Raw genomic sequence first — 15,884 nt, 5'->3', positions numbered from 1 at the left:
ACTTCCGCGTACTGTCGGAGCATGCAACTCCGCCCGTTCGGTAACAGCGACGTCTCCGTCTCGCCCATCAGCCTGGGCTGTTGGATCTTCGGCGTTGATTGGTGGGGCCATCGCACGCAGGACGACTGCAACCATCTCTGCAGCCACGCGTTGGATCGCGGCGTGACGTTCTTCGACAACGGCGACGCCTATGGCAACGGCCGGGCGGAGACGCTGTTCGGGAACTGGCTCGATACGCTCGACGCGGCGCAACGTGACCGGATCCAGATCGGCGGGAAGTTTGGGTACGACTTCTACAACGACCCCGGCACGCCGGGCAGTCACAAAGAGCGCACGCAGGACTTTTCGCCTGCCTTCTTGAGCAAGGCGCTCGAAGAGTCGCTCACACGACTCGGCGTCGAGCGGATCGACGTCTATCTCGCGCACAACATCAAGCTGCCACACTTCAGCGATGAGCTTTTCGCAGAGCTCGACCGAGTGCAGCAGGAAGGCAAGATCGGCTGCTGGGGCGTCTCCCTTGGCCCGGCGATCGGTTGGCGCGAGGAAGGCTTCGAAGCACTCGAACAGAGCGGCTGCAACGCCGTCCAGACGGTCTACAACTACCTCGAACAGCACCCCGCCCGCGAGATCGGCGAGATGGCGGTCGCGACGAAGGCCGGCCTAATGGCACGCGTGCAAGACAACTCAGGCGTCCTCAAGGGCGTCATCCAGAAGGACACCAAGCTCAGCCAGAGCGACCACCGCAAGTTCCGTGACGCGGCGTGGCGTGTGTACGGCCCGCAGAAGGTGGAGAAGATTCGCCACATCTTCGAGTCGCACGACATGACCGTCCACCAGTTCGCCTGCAAGTGGCTCCTGCAACAGCCGGCGATGACGACGATCACAGCAACGCTCCTGGACGAAAAGGAGATCGACGAAGTCACCGCCGCCGCGGGCATGGCGGACTTGTCAGACGCGGAGCTGAACGAGTTGCACGAGCTCTACGAAACCGACTTCGGCCTGCCGCCTGAAAGCCACGCGTGCGATCTCAAGAGCTCCGTCAACAACGGCGAAACTGTCCGCAGCGAGTACGTCGCCCCGCCGGTTCTGGTAGCCTGATCGCGACATGCTTGCGGTCCGAATTGTCCTGCTCGTCGCGGGACTGCTGATCTTCGTCGGAGGGCTCGTCGTCCTCGACTCTCTCGGCCAGAAGTTTGTCGCGGCACTCATTGGTATGGTCTTGATCGCGATTGGGCTTCCCGGCTCTGGCGGCAATGGCTGGCACGCGGGGATCGACTTCGGTGGCCTCGGCGGCGACGGTGACGGAGGTGGAGATGGGTGTGGGGGTGGATGCGGTGGAGATTGATCGACGAACCGAAATCGCCTCGATCGCGACGCCGGTGCCGGGCCCGGATCCTCTCGCGGGAGGCATGCGATCGGTGAGGAAGTCGTCGTCTGTTGTCGTTAGACTGCATCAATGCCCGCGCGACGCTGGAAACCCGTTCGCATCAAGCCCAAGCCGACGGAGCCGGCGGAGCCGATGTGGCGTCGCTTGGTCAGTCGAATCGCGATGGCCCTGCTCGGCGTGGCGATGCTCTACGGCGGATACCGAACGGCCCGAGTAGCGATCGACATTCGCCGAGAAACCTACGAGCGCGTCGAAGACCGCAACCTCAGCGTTCGCCAGGAACGCCGCCAGCGAAAGACCGGCACCGAGATCTTCTGGCTTGCGACAGCAGCCCTGATCATTCCAGGCGCGGGCCTCGTGCTGTTCAGCGTCGCGCCGATCAGCGTGATGGAGCAGTTCATGTCGAGCGAAGAGTGACCGTGCGATACGTCGTCCTCCACCACACCGCACCGCCGAGTCACGGCGGGCCGCACTTTGACCTCATGCTCGATTCGGATGGCAAGTCGCCACTGTGGACGTGGCGCGTCTACGACTGGCCGCCGAGAGCGACGACACGCATCGAGCGACTGCCGGATCATCGACGCCGCTACCTCAACTACGAGGGGCCAATCAGTGACGGCCGCGGCGACGTGCGACGCGTCGAGTCCGGCGTCGCTGTCCTAGCAATTGACCACATCCATCTGACGACGGACGACCAGCAGCAACGAACGGTCAAGCTCGGAGAACAGTCCGAGCGACCTAAACTGTGACGATGGCAGAGCTTGACGATCGGCCGACGCGTGTGCTCGTCATTGACGACGAGGTCGACCACGCCGAAGTGATGAGCGACGCGCTGGAGCGGCAGCAGTGTGACTGCGACCTCGGCCATTCGCTCGAAGATGCCAGAAAGGCGTTCCGGCGCAAGCGGTACGACGTCGTCGTCACCGACCTGCGGATGGACGGCGATCGCGATGGGCTGGAGGTGCTCAAGCTCGCGCGAGCCCTCGAAGAGCCGCCGCCGGTCATCCTCGTGACGGCCGTCAACGACGTGCCGACGTCGAAGGAGGCGATCCGCGAGGGCGTCTACGACTACATCACCAAGCCGCTCGACCTGGAGGATTTCCGGGCTCAAGTCGCACGGGCGGCAGAGAAGTCGAAGCTGCGGCGTCGCAACAAGACTCTCGAAGCCGAGATCGCCGACGTCGTCGTCGAAGACGGCGGGTTCGAGGGCATCATCGGCAACTCGGCCGCAATGAAGAAGCTCATCGAGACGGCCAAGCAGGTCGCTCGCAGCACCATTCCCGTCCTCGTCCTCGGCGAAAGCGGCACCGGCAAGGAACTCGTCGCCAAGGCGATCCACCAGCACAGTGATCGACGCAAGCAGCGGCTGGTCGCGCTCAACTGCGCCGGGCTGAGCGAGTCGATCCTGGAAGACGAGCTCTTCGGCCACGTGAAGGGCGCGTTCACCGGCGCACAGTCGGACCGCGCTGGTCGGTTCGAGCACGCGGACGGCGGGACGCTGTTCCTCGACGAGATCGGCGACATGCCCGCCGCCATGCAGGCCAAGCTGCTTCGCGTTTTGGAGAACGGCGAGGTCGTTCGCCTCGGCAGCAACGAGCCGCGCCAAGTCGACGTCCGCGTTGTCAGCGCGACCAACCGTGACATCGAGCAGATGGTTGCCGACAAGGAGTTTCGCGAGGACCTCTACTTCCGGATCAAGGGCGTCACGCTGCGGCTGCCGGCGCTGCGCGAGCGACGCGAGGACATTCCGCTGCTGCTGCACTTTTTCGTGAGACGTGCGGCCGAGCAGTACGGACGCGAGATCGACAAGATTGCGCCCGAAGTCCAGCAGGCGTTCATGGCCAACGCGTGGCCCGGCAATGTGCGTCAGCTCAAGAGTGCCGTCGACAACCTCGTCGTGATGTCGTCCGGCGACACCATCGGCCCGGACGACCTGCCGCCGGAACTCGCGACCGGCACCACCGAGCCCGGCGGCATCGGCGGACTCGACGGGCTGGTCGGCATCAGCATCGAACAGGCCGAGGTCGAACTCATCCGCAACACGCTCAAGCTCGTCGACGGCAACCGCGAACGCGCCGCCAAGATTCTCAAGATCGGCGAGCGCACGCTCTACCGCAAGATCAAGGAGTACGACCTCTAAGGCGAGCGGCTCCTGCTGCTCTATCGTGGCACGACGTGTTGCGGGAAGAGACGGATCGTTCGACGACGCTGGGCATCGCCTCGTCGATCGGGGCGAACGTCATGTGGGGCCTGGTGCCGCTCTACTACCAGCTGCTGACGCACGTGCCCGTGTTGCAGACGACGACGTACCGCGTCGTGCTGTCGCTGCCGATGCTGGCGTTGCTCGTGCGGCTCTTGCCGCGGCAGGCGGAGCGAGCGGCGACGCCGAAGTGGGTCTCGCTGGTGTGCGGCGTGCTCATCGGCATCAATTGGCTGCTGTTTGTCTACCTCGTCGTCAACGGCCGGGCGATGGAGGCGTCGTTGGCGTACTTCGTGACGCCGCTTGCCATCGTGGCGGTGGGCGTGGTGCTTTTCGGCGAGCGGATGGACCGCAAGCAGACGATCGCGCTCATCTTGGCGGCGGCGGGATGTGTCGTGTTCGCGCTCGACTCGCTCAAACAGCTCGACCGGCTTTGGTCGCTCGTGATCGCGTTCCTGATGGCGGCGGCGGTGGCGGCGTACACGACGGTCCGGCGACGGCACGATGTCCCGGGCGTCGAGGGCGTCTTTCGAGAAGTCGTTGTCCTGACGCCCGCGGCGCTGGTCGGATTGATCTGGTTCGGCATGCCGCCGGTGGGCGAGAGTGGCTCGCCCGGCGTGTTGCTGACGACGCTCTATCTCGCCGGCGCTGCCGTGTTCACGGTCGCGCCGCTGTCGCTGTTCGGCTTTGCGACGACCCGCTTGCCGATGCGTGTGCTTGGCTTCATCCAGTACCTCGGCCCGAGCATGCAGCTGGGTTGCTCGCTCGCGCTCGGCCAGAAGCTCACACCGACGCGACTCGCCGGGTTCGGCCTGATTTGGGCGGCATTGGTTGTCTTTACGGTCGCATCATCGACGTCGCGTCGCGGCAAAGCGCGCGAGCAGTCGTAGCGGCTCGGCGTCGTCGGCGAAGCTGTCGATTGCGGCAAGTGCGGCTTGCACTTCTTCGGCCATCAAACGGCGCGACTCGTCGACGCCGAGCAGCGACGGGTACGTGTTCTTCCCGGCTTCGGCGTCTTTGCCCGTGGCCTTGCCCATCGCGTCCGCGTCGGCGGTGACGTCGAGCAAGTCGTCGGCGATCTGGAACGCGAGGCCGACGTGTTCGCCGAACGTGCGGAGACGTTCGATTTCATCGTCGCTCGCCCCGCCGCATCGACCGCCCATGACGCAGCTGGCGGTGATGAGGGCGCCGGTCTTGCGGGCGTGCAAGTCGCGAAGATCGTCGAGCGACAGCGTCTTGCCCTGCGACGCGATGTCCATCGCCTGGCCGCCGATCATGCCGATGACGCCCGTGGCGCTCGTGAGGTCGAGGACGAGCTGCTGGACGACCTCCGGCGGTTGATCGACGGAATCGGCAATCACTTGGAACGCCATCACGCTCAACGCGTCGCCCGCCAGGATCGCGTCGGCCTCGGTGAACGCTCTGTGCACCGTCGGCCTTCCACGGCGAAGGTCGTCGTCATCCATCGCAGGAAGGTCGTCATGGACGAGGCTGAAGGCGTGGATCAACTCCACCGCCACGGCCGCCTCGATCGCGAGGTTCGCCGGCTTTCCGACAGCACGACACGCCGCCAGAGCCAGCGCACCACGCAGCCGTTTGCCGGCACCTTCCAGCACGTAGCGAATCGGAGCGGCGGCCTGCTCTGGGGCGACGTTGAGGTCGGTCGCCGCGGGCAGACCGGTGTCGATCCACAGCTGCAGGAGCGCCGCCGACTGATTCAGGAATGCCTCGGCCCCTTCGTGGTCGCGCGCGTCGTCGGTCATGCGTCCATCGGCTTCGACGTCAGCGAGCCGTCCTTCCCTTTACCCAGTTCTTCGATGCGACGCTCGGCCGAATCGAGGCGATGCTGGCAGAGTTGGACCAGCTTCGTGCCGCGTTCGTACGCCTCCAGCGACGCGTCGAGTGACAGGTCGCCGCGTTCCATCTTTGCGGTGATCTGTTCGAGTTCGTCGAGTGCGTCCTCGAAGCTCAGTTTGGCGTCTGGCGACTTCGCACGCTCCGGCATGGCTCATTGTTAGACGGCGAGCTCCCGTGAGATCAGCAAAAACAAGCAGCGGCAGGAGCAGCAGTCTTTTGGTAGGCTTTCGCATCGGCTGCCGTACCTGCCGCGGGCGGGTGACAGCGATTCTTCACCCAGCGCCCGTCGCCATGACGATCAAGCAGCTCCAAGCCGTTCACCGCCAGCACACCGAGTACATCGACGACCACGCGTCCGATGGCAATGCCGACCTTGTTCAGCGGTATCGCCTCGTCCGCCGGGCCACCGAAGCCATGGCCGCCCGGCTGGCACGCGAGGACACGGTCATCCAGACGATGCCCGACGTCTCGCCCACCAAGTGGCACCTGGGCCACACCAGCTGGTTTTTCGAGCAGTTCCTCCTCACCGACGGTCCCGCGGCCGACCCTCAGTACCGGCCATTTCACGACCGTTTCGCCTACATCTTCAACAGCTACTACGTCACCGTCGGTGACCGACACTGCCGCATCAAGCGCGGCACACTGAGTCGGCCGACGCTCGACGAGGTGCTCGACTATCGCCATCACGTCGACCGCGCCGTCGAACGACAGCTGCAAGCGCTCACGCCCGACCAACGCGAAGCCGTCGAACCGCTGCTCGTCATCGGCCTGCACCACGAACAACAGCACATCGAGCTGGCGCACACGGACATCAAGCACGTCTTCAGCTGCAACCCGCTCTACCCGGCGTACACGGACCTGCCGAAAGACGACGGCCGACCGACGGCAACACGCTTCCTCCACGTCGACGCCGGCCTGCACGAGATCGGCCACGACGGTGACGACTTCTCCTACGACAACGAGCGCCCGCGGCATCAGGTCTACCTCCGGCCGTTCGAGATCGCCGACCGGCTCGTCACCAATGGCGAGTTTCTCGAGTTCGTCCGCGATGGCGGATACGAACGGGCGGAACTGTGGCTCAGCGAGGGCTGGGCCCACGTCTGTGCAGACAAGACCAACTGGTCCGCCCCGTTCTACTGGCATCGCGACGGTGACGACTGGCACGAGTTCACGCTCGGCGGGCTCGTACCGTTGGACCGCGACGCGCCGGTCTGCCACCTGAGCTACTTCGAGGCTGACGCGTTCGCGCGTTGGTCGAAGATGCGTCTGCCAACCGAGGCCGAGTGGGAAGTCGCCGTCGCACGACACGGCGACACGCGCGGCTCCTTCCTCGACGCCGGCCGACTTCATCCAGGTCGCGACGCCGGTGACGGCAGGCTTCGACAGGCCATGGGGGAAGTCTGGCAATGGACGGCGACTCAATACACCGGCTACCCGGGCTACAAGGCACCGGCCGGGGCGATGGGCGAATACAACGGCAAGTTCATGTGCAATCAGTTCGTGCTTCGCGGCGCTTCGTGCGTGACGCCCGAGTCGCACGCACGAATGACCTACCGCAACTTCTTTCCGCCCGACGCGCGTTGGCAGTTCACCGGGCTTCGGCTCGCTCGCGATGCCGACGACCACGCCGCTACGCTGTAGCCGTTCCGCTGTAACTCCAACCGACCGCTATCTCTTCAAAGACACCGATACTGGATCTTCACCCGCCTGTCGCCGACACGCGGGGCGAGGTGCTTCAAGGCTTGGCCGACGAGCAATCGTGGCTGCCGAGCAAGCTCTTCTACGACGACGAAGGCAGCCGGCTCTTCGAGGCGATCTGCGACGTCGACGAGTACTACCCGACGCGGACGGAACTGGGCATCCTTGAGGCCTGTCGCAGCGACGTCGCCGAAGCCGTCGGCGGGCAGTTGACGCTCGTCGAGTACGGGAGCGGCAGCACCAAAAAGGTGCGATTGCTTCTCGATGGTCTCGACATCGCAGCATACGTGCCGATCGACATCAGCCGCTGGTACCTCGAAGAGGCTGCGGAAAAGCTCGCCGGCTCCCACCCAGGTCTCGTCGTTCGCCCCGTTTTGGCGGACTTCAACCAGGACATCCGCCTGCCCGACGATTTGCCGCCGGGGCCGCGCATGGCATTTTTTCCAGGCGGGACCATCGGCAACCTTCGCCCGCACGACGCCGTCGACTTTTTAAGCCGCACTGGCAAGACGCTCGGCACCGGTGGCTATCTGCTGATCGGCTACGACCTTCGCAAGGAACCACAGCGCCTGCACGCCGCGTACAACGACCGCGCCGGGGTCACGGCCGACTTCAATCGCAACGTCCTGCGCCGACTCAACAGCGAGCTCGACGCCGACTTCGATCTCGATCACTGGCTGCATTACGCCCCGTACGTCCCGGCCCGCGGACGCATCGAGATGCACCTCGTCTCCGATCGCAACCAGGAAGTGCACGTCGGCGACGAGACGTTCCACTTCTACCGAGGCGATTCGATCCGGACCGAATTGAGCCACAAGTACACCCGCCCTGGCTTCGACAGCCTCGCCGAAGCCGCGGGATTCGAGGTCATGCGGCACTGGATGGACGACGAGCAGCTGTTCTGCGTCTCGCTGCTTCGGGTGTCCGCCTTGAGCGTGATTCGTTAACTCGGCCAACTTAATCGGACGTTTGGTCACACCGTCGCAGGCCTCGCAGAGGGTTGCGGTGCGGTCTTGAGTGCGGTTAGAACGCGGGGGTCCAGCCGCTGCTCCGGCTCGAAAGCCGGCGTGTTTGGCTTTTGCCGAGTGAGGATCATGACCACCAACACCACCGCCCGCCGTCTTTTTCGTCGACTCGCCCTGCCGGCCGTTGCCGTTGTCGCCTTGCCGGGTCTCGCCAACGCTCAAGAGCAGAAGAACGCGTCGGCCGCGCCGGTTGCCGCGGTGGACGCCGAGGAGATCGCGCGGCTCCCAGCGCTCGACGCCGCCGGTGTGATCGCCCAGAACGACATCTACAAGTTCGGCGAGGACGCCACCGGATCCTTCGACCTCGTCCCCGCTGAGGTCGGCGAAGGGCCGCTGTCGACGATCGAGGCCCGCGGTGGCGTGCTGGTTCAGGTTCGTGGCGTCGGCAACTTCTTCGAGGACGCTTCTGGTGACGACGACATCGATGTCGGGTTCGAGCAAAGCCGCGTCAATCCGTACATCTTCGGCACACTCGGCCCGGCCGAAGGCGTCGGGTTCTTGTCCGGCCCGATCGAGTACCGCGTGCAAGGCACCTTTGTCCCAGACGGCGGTGACTTCACACTCGAAGACGCCTTCGTCGTCCTGCCGCTCAGCGAAGACATCGCCATCCGTGGCGGGCAGTTCCTCAACCCGGTCTCGGCAGAGCGGACGACCTTCGGCGGGTTTAACCTCGCGGTGGACCGCTCGCTCGCTTCCGACGTGCTCGGTGCCGGCGGCTATGTCCAGGGCGTCACCGCCGTCTTGACGCCCCAGGGCGTGCAGAACATCCGCGGCGAAGTCGGCATCACCGACGGGCTGGGCAGCGGAAACACCTCGTTCCGCGACACGCCCGCCAACATCGGCGCGGCCGGACGCTTCGAGTTCCTGATCGAAGGCGACTGGGCCGCCCTCAAGGACTTCTCAGCGATCGGCACCACCGAACAGACAATCGCCGCCGGAGCAGGTGCCGACCTGACCTTCGCCGGCGACACGACGCTTCTTACGGGCACGGGCGACTTCCGCTTCGAGAACGCGGATGGCATCGCCGCCTATGGAGCCGTCTTCGTCAACCTTGGACAGTTCAACGGCGACAGCACATTCAACATCGGCGGCGTCGGCCAAGCGTCGTTCCTGCTCGAAGACGGCTTGGAACCTTTCGGCCGGGTCAGCGCCCTCATCCTCGACGATGACACGCTCCCGATTTCCGAGGACTTCTTCCTCGAGCTCACGACCGGATTGAACTACTACTTCGAGCCCGAAAGCCTGCCACACACTCTCAAGCTCACCGTCGACGGCGGCATTCTGCCGTTCGGGACGCCCGGTGCCCCACAGCTCGACTTCATCTCGAGCGAAGAGTTCCAGCTTTTCATCCGCGGGCAACTGCAGATCCTGCTTTGATTCGAGGCGATCACCCCTACCAACCGAAGGAGATTGTGATGCACGACAGCTCGATAGCGCCGACAAGCTTCCAACTCGAACGTCTCGAACAGCGACGACTCCTCGCGGCTTTCGGCACCGCGGGCCTCAGCCCGGCGTTGAGCGACGTCTACTGCGACTACTTCGGCAGCAATCCACGAGTCGTCCAGACCAGCGTCGATCAGGCGGTCGACTTCTGGCTCGCTTGGGCAGATGACTGGCTCGAAGCCTTGGCCGACGACATCGAAGACGGCTTCTTCGGCGGCAACTTCTCGTTCCTCGGATCCGACTACGCCCAGTTCCTCCGAGACACGCTGCCGGCCAACAACGCTTCGTTCGGCGATGCTTTCCGAGACACCTTCAATCAGTTCGGCGGCTTCATCATCACCAGTGGCGGTGGCTCGTCGCGCGGGGCATTGGCATCCTTTGGCGGGGTCGACAGCAGTGTCAGCACGCCGAGTCGCGACCGCGCAGCTGCCTATGAGGGCGGGCTGTTCAACACCGGCGGCTCCGGAGGATCGCTTGAAGGCGGCGACGTCGCCGCAGTCACCAGCCTCGGCAACGTCGGTGGCGGCGGAGAAGTCCCTGCCGCCCAGTTCAGCGACACCCCGACCTCTGCGACCGGTGGGTTTTACGGTGGCGGCTACGGCTGATTGACGGCAGCGATCTGTTGCCTCCCGCGGAGCAGCCCACGCGAATCAAATCACACCTCGCTTAGCGGCGAGCGCAGCGAGCCCCTCGCGGCGTCCTGCCAATCTCGCACAAGACCAACGCCGCGACCCTCCCAGGTCGCGGCGTTCGTCTTTCCTGAGCAACTACAGTCGTTCACGCAGCCTTCTTTACCGGCGTCTCATCCGACTCCGGACGCCAAAGCTCCGGCTCGGGCACATTCGGCAGCTCCACCTCGCGCAGCTCGCACTTGCGGTAGCCGAGCTGCTCCATGACTTCGAGGACCTCGGTCCAGGTCGGGAAAAGCTTGTTGTTGACCTTCTTGTACGCCTCGATCGCCCGGATGAACTCGAACTGGTGCTCCGTCATCTCGCCCTCTTCGGCGCTGCGACGATCCTCCTCGCGACGAATGCCCGCCCCACGGCGACGCTCCAGGCCGGAGCGACGCTCGTCCTTGGCGACACGGCGATCCGGGCCGGTGTAACCCGACTCCTCGGCCGACTGGCGTCGCCGTTCGTGGCCGAGGCGTCGATCGACGACCTCGCGCTCGAAGTCCTCTTCCTGGTAGTCGGCAGATGCGTTGTTGTCGGACATGGCGTTCGGGGGCTCTGGCCGGTCGGTCATCGCCGGCACCTGACATGCATCGGCCAACCCGCCGCCCGACTTTCGCCCCCAAACGCGTTCGCCCGCCGCTTTGATTCGTCCGCCAGTTCGGTCTACCCTGTGGGCCCACCGGAGAGGTGGCAGAGTGGTTGAATGCGCTAGTCTCGAAAACTAGTAGGCCCTTCGGGGTCTCGGGAGTTCGAATCTCCCCCTCTCCGCTGTTCAGCAAATTGGTGCCGTCACGCGTTGGGCCCTGCGCAAAGGCTGAGTGGTGGCTGGTAAGCAAGTCTGGGCCCAGACAAGCGATTTTGGTCTCAAGGCGTTACACTTTGACTCCGTTATGAGGAGGCCGGTGAGACGTCTGTTCGTGTTGTTCTTGATCGTCGCCCTCCCAGGGTCTGAGCTCAATGCGCAGACCGATCGGCCGCATGATCCGTGGGTGTTTCGATGCGTGCTGGACGGCCGGGCTCGCACGGTGGTTGTCGCATTGTCGGACGACATCTGGGCGGCTTGGGACGCACAGACGTGCGACCTCTACAAGGTCTGGCAAGGCGGCAATCGCGGCGGCATGAAGTTCACCGGAACCGTCTACGACACGCGACATGGGCCACAGCCGCGGACGCGTGGCGAGGTGCTGGACACCTTCGAGCAATCGAGCTGGACGCTGCTCCGTGACGACGTGGTCGTGCCAGCGACGGCTAGGTGGCTCGGCCATCGCGTGGATGGCACCGAACGCGTCGTGCTTCGCGTTGCGCTTCAGACAGAGACTGGCGACGTCATCACGATCGAAGAAACCCCCGCGTCGGCCGGACCACGATCGTTGGAGAGGACATTCGAGGTGACAGGTTTGCCCGACGGAATGCGGTTGCGAAACAAGTTGGCAAACGGCGAAGACGCGACCGTCCAAAGTGAGGGTGGGCTCGTGATCGACATTCGACAGCCCCGCCGCGTTCTGTTTTTCGAGATCGCCTCCGACGGATCGGCTCGGGCGACCGTGACGTGGTGACAGCGCTCAGGATTTCCATGAAACACAAGATCATCGGGCTCGCACTGGCCCTCGCAACGACTCCGGCGCTTGCCAAGCCGACGCCCGTCGACGTCGACGGCCTTGCCCTTGGCGAAGGTCTGTCGCTACGCGTCTACGACCTTGGTAAGCGGATCAATCGCCTGCCGACACTCGTCGAGGGGCAAACCGGTAACGTCAATCGGACCATCGCGACACCGGACCTGGAAGACGACGACTTCGGCATCGATGACCTGTTCTACTCCGAGCTCACCGGCTATCTCGTCATCGAAGAGCCGGGCGAGTACGAGTTCTCCCTCGTGAGCGACGATGGCAGCGCTTTCCTCATCGGCGACCAGCTCGTCATCGGTCACGACGGCTTGCACGGCACGGAGTCAAACGTCGACAGCTTCATCACGCTCGAAGCCGGCCACTACCCGATCCGCCTGCGTCACTTTGACAAGTTCGGCGGAGCCGTGCTGCGGTTGAGTTGGCGTCCGCCCGGATCGGACCGACTCGAGATCATTCCTGGCAAGCATCTGCGAACCGAGACCGACCAAGTCCGCGTGACCAGTCCCGGCAAGAAGGAGTTCGACTTGCCGACCGGTGACTTTGCCAACACGCGGCGACCCGGCGATCGTCGACCGCTGACGGACGTGCATCCGGCGACACGCCTCGTCGACCTGCGACCCGACGGATTCGAACCGGCCGTCGGCGGCATCGACTTCCTGCCGGACGGGCGGATGGTCATTTGTCTATGGGAACCCGAAGGGCGAGTGGTTTTGCTCGACGGCGTGACCGGCAGCGACGTCGAGGCGAGCGAGGTCTCCGTCAAGACGATCGCCAGCGGATTGGCCGAACCGCTCGGCATCAACGTGCTCGACGGCGATGATGGTCCACGCCTCTTCGTCCTCCAGAAGCAGGAGCTGACCGAACTCATCGACCATGACGGCGACGAAGTGATCGACGAGTACCGCGCCGCCGTCAGCGGCTGGCCAGTGAGTGACAACTTCCACGAGTTCGCCTTCGGCCTGGCCGAGCGCGACGGGTTGCTCTACGGAGCATTGGCGCTAGCGATCAATCCGGGTGGCTTCACGACCGTGCCGCAGGTGCCGGGTCGTGGCGAGCTGTTGGAGATGAACCCGGACACGGGTGAGTACCGAGCCATCGCTGCCGGGCTTCGCACGCCCAACGGCATCGGTTACGGCGAAGCAGGTGAGATCTACATTCTGGACAACCAGGGTGACTGGCTGCCGAGCAGCAAGGTGCTGCGTCTGGAGGAAGGTGCGTTCTACAACTCGCGCATCACACCGCCCCACCCGTTTGAGGAACGGCCTGTCGCTCAACCCGTCGCTTGGCTGCCGCAGGGTGAGATCGGCAACTCGCCCACGTCGCCCACGCCTGTCCCAGCCGGCTGGGGGCCGTACGCGGGACAGCAGTTCCACGGCGATGTCACGCATGGTGGCGTGAAGCGCGTCGACGTCGAGACCGTCACCGACGCCGAAGGCAAAGAGGTTTGGCAAGGTTGCGTCTTCCGCTTCAGTCAGGGACTCGAAGCCGGCAGCAACCGCATGCTCGTCGGCCCCGACGGCGACCTCTATGTCGGCGGCATCGGCTCGACCGGAAACTGGGGCCAGACGGGCAAGCTCCGATTCGGGCTCCAGAAGCTCACGTGGACGGGCGACGTGCCGTTCGAAATGCTTCACGTTTTCCCGGGCGAAGACGATGATGGGCAAGGCATCGAGATCGTTTTTACAACGCCGCTCGCCGAGAACTCCGGTACGTCGCCCGCCAGCTATCGCATCCGGCAATGGACCTACGAGCCGAACGAGGAATACGGCGGACCGAAGATCGACACGCACGACCTCAGCATCGACCGTGTCACCGTCTCACCCGACCGAACCAAGGCGTACCTCCACGTCGCCGACGAGACGCCGATGATCGAGCGTTACGTCGTCCACGTCGTCCTTCGCAGCGATGGCCCGTCTCCCGTCCGAGGTGAAGACGAAGTGCTGCCGTGGACGACCGAGGGCTTCTACACGCTTAATGCCCTGCCCATGCGTGCGATCAGCTTCAGCAATGATGGCTTTTCGACGCTCTTCGACGGCACGCCCGAATCGCTCGCATCCAGCTGGCGTGGCTACAAACGCGACGATCTGCCCGAGGGCTGGATCGTTGACGACGGTGAGCTCGTGCTGGCAAACCCCGGCGCCGGCACCATCGTGACCAAGGACACGTTCGAGAGCTTTGATCTTCGCCTCGAATGGAAAGTCGGGCCCGGCGGCAACAGCGGCATCTTCTACCGGGTCGCAGAAGACGGCGAGCACACGCGATTCGCCTATGAGACCGGGCTGGAAATGCAGGTGCTTGACGACGAGCGGCACCCCAACGGCCGGTTCGCGGATCAGTCGGCGGGTGCGTTGTACGACATGGTCGCCGTGCCCGAGCCGTCGCCGGTCCGCCCGGCCGGCGAGTGGAACGCGGCCCGGATCGTGGTCGAGGGCGATCGACTCCGGCACTACCTCAACGGCGAGCTCGTTGCCGACGTCACGCTCGGCAGCGACGACTGGAACCAGCGGCTGGCGAACAGCAAGTTTCGTGATTGGCCACGCTTCGCCAAAGTCCGTCGAGGCCACATCGGCCTGCAAGATCACGGCGACGTCGTGCGGTTCCGGAACATTCGCATCAAGTCGCTCGACCGGTAGCCGCCTCTTGCGACGTTTCTCTCGGCGGAATGGCACGGCCGTGCGGATCGACCGCCGGCATGCCAGCGCCGGCCTCGAGGGCGGCTTGGAAGTCCAGGCCCGTCGCGTGCTCCAGCCGTTCGGCGGCCAGGTGGAGTTGATCGCTCGGCAGACTGGCGTTCTGGTCGAGGTACGTTTCCCACAGCCGGTGCGAGCGGACGACCTGCCGAGCTTTGTCTCGGCCGGCGTCCGTGAGCGACAGACGGCCGACGGTGTCGCGATCCACAAGGCCGGCGCGTGAGAGCCTGCCGAGCGCGAGGCGACGCCGGCCCGCAGACAGATGAGCAACGCCGCCGACATCGCCAACGGCCACTGACGCGGGCCCGGCCGCTCGCTCTTCGAGCCGGTAGAGCGTTGCGAGTACGTCCTCGCGAGCGATCCGCAGTGACAGACTCAGCCGCCCGACCGCCTTGCTGACAATGCCGTGCCGTGGGCCAAGCAAAGCCGACAGTCCGAGCAACACGCCCAGCGCGACGGCCATCGCCCCGGCGCTGCTGACACTGCCGAAGCCGAACGCCGCCGGCACCGCGATCGCGCCGACGTGTCCGACAATTGCTCCGACGATCGCCAGCACCACGCTGAGCGCGATCATCACCGGCAGACGATCAGTCAACAGGTACGCCGCAGCCGGCGGAACGATCAGCACGGCGACCACCAGAATGTTGCCCACGGCCTCGAAGCTCGCGACGGCCGTGACGGCAACCAGCGTCATGAGCAGATAGTGCATCAGCCGCGCGTTGACGCCGAGCGTCGTGGCGAGCTGCGGGTCGAAGCTGGAGAGCTTGAGCTCCTTGTAAAAGGCCAAGACAAACAGCAGATTCAGCAACGCCACCACGCCGAGCACCACGGCAACACGCGGCACTTCGACGCCGAGCAGCATGATTGTGTCGAGCGGTGTGAACTCCATCAATCCGTACAGCACGCAGCCCGGATCGATCTCGACCGTGTCGGCCGCCTGAACGATCAGGACAAGACCGAGCGCGAAGAGTGCCGTGAAGACAACACCCATGCTCGCGCCCTCGTCCACCTTGCCATAGCCGCGAACCCACTCGGTGAAGAGCGCCGTCAACACGCCGACGGCAGCGGCACCGACGAACATCGGCACGCTTGCCCGGCTTCCCGTGATGAGGAACGCGACCGCCAATCCCGGCAAGACGGCATGGCTGATGGCGTCGCCCATCATGCTCATCTTGCGAAGCACGAGGAAGTTGCCCAGCAGCGCACACGCGACGCCGCAGAGCGCACCGACGCCGATCGTCCAGCCGTCGAGAAACCAGTCCCAGTTTGACAAGGCGTCGATCAT

At 64.7% G+C, this 15,884-nt stretch carries 16 protein-coding genes and 1 tRNA gene; 13 read left to right on the top strand and 4 right to left on the bottom strand.

What is annotated here, in order from left to right:
- The first annotated feature begins 21 nt into the window (after window positions 1-21).
- The 6 genes from AAGI46_04310 (at window position 22) to rarD (ending at window position 4,477) form a co-directional block, all read left to right on the top strand.
- Window positions 22-1,098: an aldo/keto reductase gene (locus AAGI46_04310; protein ID MEM1011427.1), complete on the top strand. Its 1,077-nt coding sequence runs from the start codon at window positions 22-24 to the stop codon at window positions 1,096-1,098.
- Window positions 1,099-1,105: 7 nt separating this feature from the next.
- Window positions 1,106-1,345, top strand: a complete 240-nt coding sequence (locus tag AAGI46_04305) for a hypothetical protein (GenBank protein MEM1011426.1) — start codon at window positions 1,106-1,108, stop codon at window positions 1,343-1,345.
- 111 nt (window positions 1,346-1,456) lie between these two features.
- Complete coding sequence (locus AAGI46_04300) at window positions 1,457-1,804, top strand: hypothetical protein (protein ID MEM1011425.1); 348 nt, start codon at window positions 1,457-1,459, stop codon at window positions 1,802-1,804.
- Between the two features lie 2 nt (window positions 1,805-1,806).
- A complete protein-coding gene (locus AAGI46_04295) occupies window positions 1,807-2,136 on the top strand; it encodes a hypothetical protein (GenBank protein MEM1011424.1) in 330 nt (109 codons plus the stop codon).
- A gap of 2 nt (window positions 2,137-2,138) precedes the next feature.
- The gene (locus AAGI46_04290; protein ID MEM1011423.1) at window positions 2,139-3,527 is read left to right on the top strand and encodes a sigma-54 dependent transcriptional regulator; all 1,389 of its coding nucleotides are present in this window, start codon (window positions 2,139-2,141) and stop codon (window positions 3,525-3,527) included.
- Between the two features lie 35 nt (window positions 3,528-3,562).
- Complete coding sequence (gene rarD / locus AAGI46_04285; protein MEM1011422.1) at window positions 3,563-4,477, top strand: EamA family transporter RarD; 915 nt, start codon at window positions 3,563-3,565, stop codon at window positions 4,475-4,477.
- Here the strand turns inward: rarD and AAGI46_04280 are convergent.
- Together AAGI46_04280 and xseB are read right to left on the bottom strand one after the other, a co-directional pair.
- On the bottom strand, window positions 4,436-5,350 hold the full coding sequence (locus AAGI46_04280) for a polyprenyl synthetase family protein (GenBank protein MEM1011421.1): 915 nt from the start codon (window positions 5,348-5,350) through the stop codon (window positions 4,436-4,438). The genes rarD and AAGI46_04280 overlap by 42 nt on opposite strands.
- Window positions 5,347-5,592 carry an exodeoxyribonuclease VII small subunit gene (gene xseB, locus AAGI46_04275; GenBank protein MEM1011420.1) on the bottom strand — a complete coding sequence of 82 codons (246 nt, stop codon included), beginning with the start codon at window positions 5,590-5,592 and terminating at the stop codon, window positions 5,347-5,349. Before xseB ends, AAGI46_04280 begins: the two co-directional genes overlap by 4 nt.
- Window positions 5,593-5,735: 143 nt before the next feature.
- On the opposite strand from xseB, the gene egtB reads away from it, so the two are divergent.
- The 4 genes from egtB to AAGI46_04255 all read left to right on the top strand — a co-directional run bounded on the left by egtB (window position 5,736) and on the right by AAGI46_04255 (window position 10,215).
- Window positions 5,736-7,085: an ergothioneine biosynthesis protein EgtB gene (gene egtB / locus AAGI46_04270; GenBank protein MEM1011419.1), complete on the top strand. Its 1,350-nt coding sequence runs from the start codon at window positions 5,736-5,738 to the stop codon at window positions 7,083-7,085.
- Window positions 7,086-7,174: 89 nt separating this feature from the next.
- Window positions 7,175-8,089 (top strand): L-histidine N(alpha)-methyltransferase, encoded by a 915-nt coding sequence (gene egtD, locus AAGI46_04265; protein MEM1011418.1) that lies wholly within the window; start codon window positions 7,175-7,177, stop codon window positions 8,087-8,089.
- Window positions 8,090-8,236: 147 nt separating this feature from the next.
- Window positions 8,237-9,544, top strand: coding sequence for a hypothetical protein (locus AAGI46_04260; GenBank protein ID MEM1011417.1), 1,308 nt, complete (start codon window positions 8,237-8,239; stop codon window positions 9,542-9,544).
- Window positions 9,545-9,582: 38 nt separating this feature from the next.
- Window positions 9,583-10,215 carry a hypothetical protein gene (locus tag AAGI46_04255; protein MEM1011416.1) on the top strand — a complete coding sequence of 211 codons (633 nt, stop codon included), beginning with the start codon at window positions 9,583-9,585 and terminating at the stop codon, window positions 10,213-10,215.
- 172 nt (window positions 10,216-10,387) lie between these two features.
- On the opposite strand, the gene AAGI46_04250 is transcribed toward AAGI46_04255, so the two are convergent.
- Window positions 10,388-10,855: a hypothetical protein gene (locus AAGI46_04250; protein ID MEM1011415.1), complete on the bottom strand. Its 468-nt coding sequence runs from the start codon at window positions 10,853-10,855 to the stop codon at window positions 10,388-10,390.
- Between the two features lie 110 nt (window positions 10,856-10,965).
- On the opposite strand from AAGI46_04250, the gene AAGI46_04245 reads away from it, so the two are divergent.
- From AAGI46_04245 to AAGI46_04235, 3 genes are all read left to right on the top strand, one after another.
- Window positions 10,966-11,052, top strand: a tRNA-Ser gene (locus tag AAGI46_04245).
- 134 nt (window positions 11,053-11,186) lie between these two features.
- The gene (locus AAGI46_04240) at window positions 11,187-11,840 is read left to right on the top strand and encodes a hypothetical protein (GenBank protein MEM1011414.1); all 654 of its coding nucleotides are present in this window, start codon (window positions 11,187-11,189) and stop codon (window positions 11,838-11,840) included.
- A gap of 17 nt (window positions 11,841-11,857) precedes the next feature.
- Window positions 11,858-14,542: a family 16 glycoside hydrolase gene (locus AAGI46_04235; GenBank protein MEM1011413.1), complete on the top strand. Its 2,685-nt coding sequence runs from the start codon at window positions 11,858-11,860 to the stop codon at window positions 14,540-14,542.
- On the opposite strand, the gene AAGI46_04230 is transcribed toward AAGI46_04235, so the two are convergent.
- Window positions 14,523-15,884: metal ABC transporter permease (locus AAGI46_04230; GenBank protein MEM1011412.1), on the bottom strand; the 1,362-nt coding region annotated here is incomplete at its 5' end. The two genes, AAGI46_04235 and AAGI46_04230, sit on opposite strands and share 20 nt — an antisense overlap.

This window comes from Planctomycetota bacterium (genome assembly GCA_038746835.1).
Lineage (GTDB): Bacteria > Planctomycetota > Phycisphaerae > Tepidisphaerales > Tepidisphaeraceae > JBCDKH01.
This window is presented reverse-complemented; position numbering and strand designations above follow the sequence as displayed.

Coding starts and splice junctions, on each gene's coding strand:
- AAGI46_04310 (MEM1011427.1), top strand. CDS start 22: ATGCAACTCCGCCCGTTCGGTAACAGCGACGTCTCCGTCTCGCCCATC.
- AAGI46_04300 (MEM1011425.1), top strand. CDS start 1,457: ATGCCCGCGCGACGCTGGAAACCCGTTCGCATCAAGCCCAAGCCGACG.
- AAGI46_04260 (MEM1011417.1), top strand. CDS start 8,237: ATGACCACCAACACCACCGCCCGCCGTCTTTTTCGTCGACTCGCCCTG.
- xseB (MEM1011420.1), bottom strand. CDS start 5,592: ATGCCGGAGCGTGCGAAGTCGCCAGACGCCAAACTGAGCTTCGAGGAC.
- AAGI46_04255 (MEM1011416.1), top strand. CDS start 9,583: ATGCACGACAGCTCGATAGCGCCGACAAGCTTCCAACTCGAACGTCTC.
- egtB (MEM1011419.1), top strand. CDS start 5,736: ATGACGATCAAGCAGCTCCAAGCCGTTCACCGCCAGCACACCGAGTAC.
- AAGI46_04235 (MEM1011413.1), top strand. CDS start 11,858: ATGAAACACAAGATCATCGGGCTCGCACTGGCCCTCGCAACGACTCCG.
- AAGI46_04305 (MEM1011426.1), top strand. CDS start 1,106: ATGCTTGCGGTCCGAATTGTCCTGCTCGTCGCGGGACTGCTGATCTTC.
- AAGI46_04250 (MEM1011415.1), bottom strand. CDS start 10,855: ATGACCGACCGGCCAGAGCCCCCGAACGCCATGTCCGACAACAACGCA.
- AAGI46_04280 (MEM1011421.1), bottom strand. CDS start 5,350: ATGACCGACGACGCGCGCGACCACGAAGGGGCCGAGGCATTCCTGAAT.
- AAGI46_04290 (MEM1011423.1), top strand. CDS start 2,139: ATGGCAGAGCTTGACGATCGGCCGACGCGTGTGCTCGTCATTGACGAC.